Consider the following 6923-nt stretch of genomic DNA (forward strand, 5'->3'; position numbering starts at 1 on the left):
CTTCTTTTGTAGGAGCGCACCCAGTGCGCGATCGCAACAAACGATAACGCCTGATTCTTTACACCGAAGAATCCGCGCAGAGAAAAGGCTGCAACTGAGGTTTATCGAATCGCGCACTGGGTGCGCTCCTACAACGGAACGTTGAGATGCCGCCTCCAAAGATGGGGTCGCCATCGTCGCCATTTGTGGAGCGCACCCTGTGCGCGACAGCAACGAACCGCAACGCCCCGATCCTTACGGACCTGGACTCCATGCCGCCGAGAAAGTGACCTCTTCTCGAACGAAATCTTGGCGAACGCAGAATCCTGGATCGCGCACTGGGTGCGCCCCTACAAGAGCGGTCAGCGCCTCACGCCGGCGCCAGCAACTCGTCCAGATCTTCCTGGTCGAAGCTCAGCCGCTCACGCGTGCCGCCGCCTTCGAGCACGGCTTCGGCAAGTTCCGCCTTGCGTGCCTTCAGTTCCTCAATGCGCTCCTCCACCGTGCCGACGGTGATGAGGCGGAACACGAACACCGGCTTGTCCTGGCCGATGCGATGCGCGCGATCGGAGGCCTGCGCTTCCGCCGCCGGATTCCACCACGGGTCGTAGTGGATGACGGTGTCGGCCGCGGTGAGGTTGAGGCCCACGCCGCCAGCCTTGAGCGACAGCAAGAACAGCGGCACTTCGCCTTCCTGGAACTGGCGCACCGGTTCGGCGCGATCGCGCGTTTCGCCGGTGAGCGTCACGTAGCGGATGCGACGGCGATCGAGCTCGTGCGAAATGAGCTTGAGCATTTCGGTGAATTGCGAGAACAACAGCACCTTGCGGCCTTCGGCGAGCAGCGCGGGCAGCATGTCCATCAGCAATTCGAACTTGGCCGAATCGCGCACGCCACGTGCCGCTTCCAGCTTCACCAGGCGCGGATCGCAGCACACCTGGCGTAGTTTGAGCAGCGCATCGAGCACCACGATGCCGCTGTGCGAAATGCCGCGCTGCGCGATCACCTCGCGCAGTTCCTCGGCCAGCGACAGGCGCAGGCTTTCGTACAGTTCGCGCTGGCGACCTTCCAGCACCACGCGACGGGTGATCTCGGTCTTGGGCGGCAGCTCGCTGGCCACCTGCGACTTCGTGCGGCGCAGGATGAACGGCGCAAGCCGGCGGTTGAGGCGATCCTGGCACTCGTTGTCGCGATGACGTTCGATGGGAATGCGGTAATGGCGACGGAACGCGCCTTCATCGCCCAGCAATCCGGGCACGGAAAGATCGACCTGCGACCACAGTTCGCCCAGGTGGTTTTCCAGCGGCGTGCCGGTGAGGCAGATGCAGCGCGGCGCGCGCAGGCTAAGCACGGCGCGGCGCGCCTGCGTGCGCGGGTTCTTCACCTGCTGTGCTTCGTCGAGCACGATCAAGGCGAATGGCTGCTTGCGCAGCGTGACTACGTCGCGCGGCAGCAGCGCATAGCTGGTCAGCACGATGTCCTGCGCGCCCAGCTGCGAGAAATCGCCGCCGCGTTGCGGGCCATGCAGCGCGAGCACGCGCAGCGAGGGCGCAAAGCGCGCGATCTCTGCCTGCCAGTTGGGAATGAGGCTGGTCGGCACCACGACCAGCGCGGGCTGGCCGAGCGCGCCGCGCTCCTTCAGCGCCAGCAGGTGCGTGATCAGCTGCAGCGTCTTGCCCAGGCCCATGTCGTCGGCCAATACGCCGCCGACGCCGGCTTCGGCCAGCGCGTTCAACCAGCGCAGGCCTTCGCGTTGGTAGGGACGCAGTTCGACGGTGAGTCCATCGGGTACGGCATCGCTGGCGCGCTCGGCGGCGTCGCGCAGGCGCGCGGTGAAACCGCGCAGCGCGTCGGGCGCAACCAGTTCACCACCGCTGGGCAACGCTTCGACCAGTTCGTCCAGGCGGCCGGCCTGCACGCGCGGCAGGTGCAGCTTGTTGCGCGGGCGTTCCAGATATTCGGCCAGCGGCGCCAGCAGGCCGCGCAGTTCCTTCAGGCGCACGGGCACGCGGCGGCGCTCGTCCACCGGCGCATACCACACGGCATCTTCCGGCTCGTTCGGCGCGGGGCTGAGGTTGAGCGTGTGCTCGGCCAGCGCCTGCGCCACGGCGGGCAGCAGGTTGTGGCGCTTGCCTTCCACCTCGATGCCGATTTCCAGGTCGAAGGCGTGGTCGTCGGTGTCTTCCACCGCGTTGCCGTACCAGCGCACCGGGCCTTCCAGCACCTCGAACGGGAAGCTGGGCGCGTAGTCGAGCACGAAGCCCTCGGCCTCCAGCTTCGGCCGCAACGCCAGCCAGCGCGCCGGGGTGTTCACTTCCAGCGCGCCCGCGTAGCCCTTGCCCGGGAACAGCCAGGCGTCCTCGGGCAGCGTGTCGGCAAGATCCCAGGGCAGCCCTTCGGTATCCACGCCCGGGGTGAGGCCGGCGCGTTCCAGCTGCTCCATCGCCGAGAGTTCTTCGGCGCGGCGGCGCGTGATTTCCATCAGCTGGCCGTTGCGCACGCGCCGCACCAGCGGCTCGCCACCGCGTCCGGGCAGACGTTCGCCGGCATAGTCGAACGCAAGGCGCGCATAGGCCAGCGGCGGCGTGCCTGCCGCGAGGCGTGCGTGGCGCGTGAGGGCATGCAAGGTGAGCACCGGCTTGGGCGCCAGTTCGGCGCGGCGCATTTCGCCCAGCACCTGCGGCAGTGGCAGGCGATGCGACAGGCGGCTCTGCGGCAGCGCGCTACGCAGGACGTGGCTGTACTCGTGCTTCAGCGGCGGCAGGTCCAGCCACTGGGTTTCTTCCAGTGGTGCATCCAGGTGTCCCATCTCCGCGCGTTCGGCGTCCAGGTACCACAGGGCGTCGATGCGCAGCACGCGGTGATTGTTCGGCATGCATGGCAACAGGCGCTGGCTGCCATCGTTTTCCAGATGCCACTGCCAGTTGAGCTGGTGTGCCTTGCCGCGCGACAGGCGCAGGCCGGCGAGGCCGCCGAGGAAACACGGCGCGGTGTCGAGGATTTCCACCAGCAGCGCATCGCCGACGTGGCCGGACAGGCGCGCATAGGTGCGGCTCTTGCGCAGGGTCTGCGGCAGGCCCAGCACGGTGGCGGCCAGCCGCTGCTCGTGGGGTTCCAGCGGATGCTGCCCGAGATGCTTGCTGTCCAGCGGGGCCGGCCGTACGAAACGGCCCTGCTCGGCCACGGTGAGGATTACCGGTGCCACGTCCAGATGGGCGTAGGGCATGCCTTCCTCGGGCATCACCTCGAGGAAGAAACCCAGCACGCTGCGCTCCTGCGGCGGCGCCTTGGCCGGCGGAGCCAGCAGCTTCCGCCAGACACCGGGCAGCGGCGTACCGCCGCTGCCGTCGCGTTGCGGGGTCAGGCGATCGTGCTGTTTATCGTCCGGTGACTGCATGCGCATTCAGTCCGCAGGGGCGACCAAAAGATTCAGCTTAGCAAGGGTCTTGCGTGCGTGCGCGTCTCAACGACCGGTTTTTCGCACCGGACGTCGAGGCATAAGGACGAACATGTTCGGAAGACGCTTACGCGGGAGTGAACAGCCCTTTCGGGTACTCCGGCTTCTGCTCACGGCTCATCAGCAACTTGAGCCCTTCGGCCGGCGTTACTTCGCCGTGGAGCACGGCGCGCACGCCGCTGCTGATGGGCAGGTCCAGGCCGTGCTTGGCGGCCAGTCGCGCCACTTCGTCGGCGGTGAGCACGCTTTCCACCACCTGGCCGATTTCGCGCACGGCGTCGTCGATGGCTTGCCCGCGACCCAGCGCCAGGCCGAGGCGGCGGTTGCGCGAGAGATCGCCGGTGCAGGTCAGCACCAGGTCGCCCAAGCCGGCCAGGCCCATGAGGGTTTCCGGCTTGGCGCCAAGGGCCACGCCCAGGCGCAGCATCTCGTTCATGCCGCGGGTGATCAGGCCGGCGCGGGCGTTGAGGCCCAGCTCCATGCCGTCGGCCACGCCGGTGGCCACCGCCAGCACGTTCTTCATGGCGCCGCCCAGCTCCGCACCCAGCACGTCGCTGCCGGAGTACGCGCGGAAATTCGGCGCGTGCAGCAGCAGGGCCATCTCGTGGGCGAAGGCGTCGTCATCCGAATGCACGGTGACGGCGCTGGGCATGCCGGCGGCCACTTCCTTGGCAAACGACGGGCCGGTCACCACCGCGGCCGGTCGACCGGGGAAGCGTTCGTCCACCAGTTCGTGAAGGAAGCGGCCGGTGCCCGGCTCGAAACCCTTGGTGGCCCAGGCGATGCGTGCGTTGGGCGCCAGGTACGGGGTGATCTCCTCCAGCATGGAGGCGAAGGCGTGGCTGGGCACTACGATCAGCACGACTTCGGCGCCGCGCAAGGCGGCGGCGAGGTCAGCTTCGTAGTCCAGCTCGGACGGCAGCTCGACGTCGGGCAGGTAACGCTGGTTGCGATGGATTTGGGCCATCACGGCCAGCGCGGAGGCATCACGCCCCCAAAGCCGCGTCGGCACCTGGTTGCGGGCAGCCAATGCCGCCAGCGCCGTGCCCCACGAACCGGCACCCAGGACAGCCAGGGTCGGACGATCGACCATGTCGCGTGCTTTAGCTGTTGAGCGTCGGGACAGCGCTGCCGCTCAGGACGCGGCGCTGCTGCTCGGCGTACAACGCATCGAAATTGATCGGCTGCAGCAGGAACGGCGGGAAACCGCCCTCGAGCACCAGCGAGGACAGCATCTGGCGCGCATACGGGAACAGCAGGTTCGGGCAGTAGCTGTTGAGGATGCCGGCCAGGTCTTCCTCGCCGAAACCGGCGATGCCGAACACGCCAGCCTGGTGCACTTCGGCCAGGTAGGCCGTGCGGTCGCCCAGCGTGCAGGTCAGGGTGAGGCTCAGCACCACCTCAAAAAGCTCGTTGCCGAGGTCCACCGACTTCTGGCCGAGGTTCAGCTGGACCTGGGGCTGCTGCTCGGTCTCGCCCACTTCCTGGAAGATCTGCGGAGCGTTGGGAGCCTCGAAGGAGACGTCCTTCACATAGATCTTCTGCAGGACCAGCTGCGGCTGGCCAGCCTGGCCGTTGGCGTCGACGTCTGCCATGGGGTATTCCTCTGTAAAAGTGTGCGGTGCGTGAAAACGCAAAGAGCTGAATTGTTCCACACATCCCCGCGGGCCGTCACGTGAGGATGCGCCCGAACCGGGCAAAACTTGCGCACAGCGCTGTTTTTGGGGGAGAATACGCGGCTCGACCATGCCGACCCGATCCTTCGGGCACTTCCGCCATGCGATGCGGAACTCACGGCAGACGCGAAAAGCTCCATCTCCAGCATCGCGTGGCGCTTGCGCCGCTGGGCCGATGCCGCCCTGGCTAACGGGTGGCAAACGCGCCCCCAGGGCGCCCAAACAGGAGGTCATCATGGCCCGTATTTGCCAAGTCACCGGAAAGGGTGTGCAGACTGGTAACAACGTCTCGCACGCTAACAACAAGACCCGTCGCCGCTGGTTGCCGAACCTGCACGAGCGCCGCTTCTGGGTCGCCAGCGAAAACCGCTGGGTGAAGCTGCGCGTTTCCAACCACGCCCTGCGCACGATCGACAAGAACGGCATCGAAGCCGTCCTGGCCGACCTGCGCGCCCGCGGCGAAAAGATCTGAGGATTGAGCCATGGCTAACAGCAAGCAAGACAAGATCCGCCTGATCTCTTCGGCCGGCACCGGCCACTTCTACACCACGCAGAAGAACAAGAAGAACACTCCGGAAAAGTTCGAGTTCAAGAAGTACGATCCGGTGGTTCGCAAGCACGTGATCTACAAGGAAGGCAAGATCAAGTGAGCAACGGTCCACGCACCTAGCGCGTGGTCTGCCGTTGCTCACCCCGGCGCACCCCAAAGGGGGCAAGGGCCGCGGTCCAGTGATGTTGCCTCTCACAAAAGACCCGCCGCGAGGCGGGTTTTTTGTTGCCCACGCCCGCACCCCACATCCCCGTCATTCCGGCGCACCCCCCAAAGGGGGCAACGGTCGGAGGCGCCTCACAACGACCGAAAGTCGGTCTTCCAGTAGCGGGGACAGCCGATTGTCGCGTTGCCTCTCACAAAACCTACCGGGAAGGCACGCGACAACCAATTACTGATGTCACTGGATTCCCGCCCTTGCCCTCTTTGGGAGTGCGCCGGAACGACGGGCGCAGGCTTGCCGGGTATCCCAGGCGCACTGCATGAAGCCTTCATGCCGACCGCCCTGTTTCCTTCCCTGCTGGACGCGGACTGGCCGCAACTCGCACCGCCTGTGCAACGCATGCACGGCGTGGGCAAACTGCTCAAGGCCAGCGGCACCGCACAGATCGAAGGCGACACGCATATCGTGGCCCGCCTGCTTCGGCGAATCCTGACGCTGCCCGAACCCGGTGCCGACCAGGCCATCATGCTCACCATCGAGCGCGACGGCCGGCGCGAAGTGTGGACACGCCGCTTCGCACGCGGCCAGATGCGCTCGACCCTGCAGCCCGGAAGGGCGATGACAATGCTGCGCGAACGACTGGGCCCGGTGTCGCTGCACTTCGCGCTGCAACGCGACGGCGCAGCGATCGACTGGCAGCTGCGCCGCATCACCCTGCTCGGCTTGCCCTTGCCGCGCGTCCTCCGTGGCCAGGTGTTGTCGCGCAGCGGCGAGCGTGACGGCCGCTATGCTTTCGAAATCGATACACGCCTGCCATGGGTGGGCCAGCTGATCGCCTATCGCGGCTGGCTGGAGATCGATCATGTCCGCTGACATCGATCACCCGGTCATCGTGTTCGACGGCGTATGCGTGCTTTGCAGCCGATGGGTGGATTTCATTCTGCGCCACGACCGCGAAGGCCGCTTCCGTCTGGCGGCCATGCAGGGCACGCACGGACGGACGCTGCTGACAAACCACGGGCTTTCGCCCGACGACCCTGCATCGTTCCTGCTGGTGCAGCACGGCCAGGGCCACAGCGATACCGACGCGATCATCCG

At 66.4% G+C, this 6923-nt stretch carries 7 protein-coding genes; 4 read left to right on the forward strand and 3 right to left on the reverse strand.

Going from position 1 to position 6923, the window contains the following annotated elements; genetic code table 11:
* Positions 1-349 precede the first annotated feature (349 nt).
* The 3 genes from VFG49_RS17380 to secB form a co-directional block, all read right to left on the reverse strand.
* Positions 350-3376 carry a DEAD/DEAH box helicase gene (locus VFG49_RS17380; RefSeq protein ID WP_324862878.1) on the reverse strand — a complete coding sequence of 1009 codons (3027 nt, stop codon included), beginning with the start codon at positions 3374-3376 and terminating at the stop codon, positions 350-352.
* Positions 3377-3503: 127 nt separating this feature from the next.
* Positions 3504-4529: an NAD(P)H-dependent glycerol-3-phosphate dehydrogenase gene (locus VFG49_RS17385; RefSeq protein WP_324862880.1), complete on the reverse strand. Its 1026-nt coding sequence runs from the start codon at positions 4527-4529 to the stop codon at positions 3504-3506.
* A 10-nt stretch (positions 4530-4539) separates the two neighbouring features.
* Entirely contained in the window at positions 4540-5031 is a 492-nt protein-coding gene (secB, locus tag VFG49_RS17390; protein WP_324862882.1) for a protein-export chaperone SecB, read from the reverse strand.
* Between the two features lie 316 nt (positions 5032-5347).
* On the opposite strand from secB, the gene rpmB reads away from it, so the two are divergent.
* The 4 genes from rpmB to VFG49_RS17410 form a co-directional block, all read left to right on the forward strand.
* Entirely contained in the window at positions 5348-5584 is a 237-nt protein-coding gene (gene rpmB / locus VFG49_RS17395) for a 50S ribosomal protein L28 (RefSeq protein ID WP_324862884.1), read from the forward strand.
* Between the two features lie 10 nt (positions 5585-5594).
* Entirely contained in the window at positions 5595-5762 is a 168-nt protein-coding gene (gene rpmG, locus VFG49_RS17400; RefSeq protein ID WP_008211962.1) for a 50S ribosomal protein L33, read from the forward strand.
* 393 nt (positions 5763-6155) lie between these two features.
* Positions 6156-6698 (forward strand): DUF4166 domain-containing protein, encoded by a 543-nt coding sequence (locus VFG49_RS17405; RefSeq protein WP_324862888.1) that lies wholly within the window; start codon positions 6156-6158, stop codon positions 6696-6698.
* Positions 6688-6923 (forward strand): thiol-disulfide oxidoreductase DCC family protein (locus VFG49_RS17410; RefSeq protein WP_324862890.1); only part of this gene is annotated, 236 nt, incomplete at its 3' end. The genes VFG49_RS17405 and VFG49_RS17410, both read left to right, overlap by 11 nt.

The sequence above is a fragment of the Dyella sp. genome (assembly GCF_035685885.1).
Lineage (GTDB): Bacteria > Pseudomonadota > Gammaproteobacteria > Xanthomonadales > Rhodanobacteraceae > Dyella.

What these genes read in the sequence shown, in the direction of transcription:
- VFG49_RS17380 (WP_324862878.1), bottom strand. Translation starts at nt 3,376, where the DNA reads ATGCAGTCACCGGACGATAAACAGCACGATCGCCTGACCCCGCAACGC.
- VFG49_RS17385 (WP_324862880.1), bottom strand. Translation starts at nt 4,529, where the DNA reads ATGGTCGATCGTCCGACCCTGGCTGTCCTGGGTGCCGGTTCGTGGGGC.
- secB (WP_324862882.1), bottom strand. Translation starts at nt 5,031, where the DNA reads ATGGCAGACGTCGACGCCAACGGCCAGGCTGGCCAGCCGCAGCTGGTC.
- rpmB (WP_324862884.1), top strand. Translation starts at nt 5,348, where the DNA reads ATGGCCCGTATTTGCCAAGTCACCGGAAAGGGTGTGCAGACTGGTAAC.
- rpmG (WP_008211962.1), top strand. Translation starts at nt 5,595, where the DNA reads ATGGCTAACAGCAAGCAAGACAAGATCCGCCTGATCTCTTCGGCCGGC.
- VFG49_RS17405 (WP_324862888.1), top strand. Translation starts at nt 6,156, where the DNA reads ATGCCGACCGCCCTGTTTCCTTCCCTGCTGGACGCGGACTGGCCGCAA.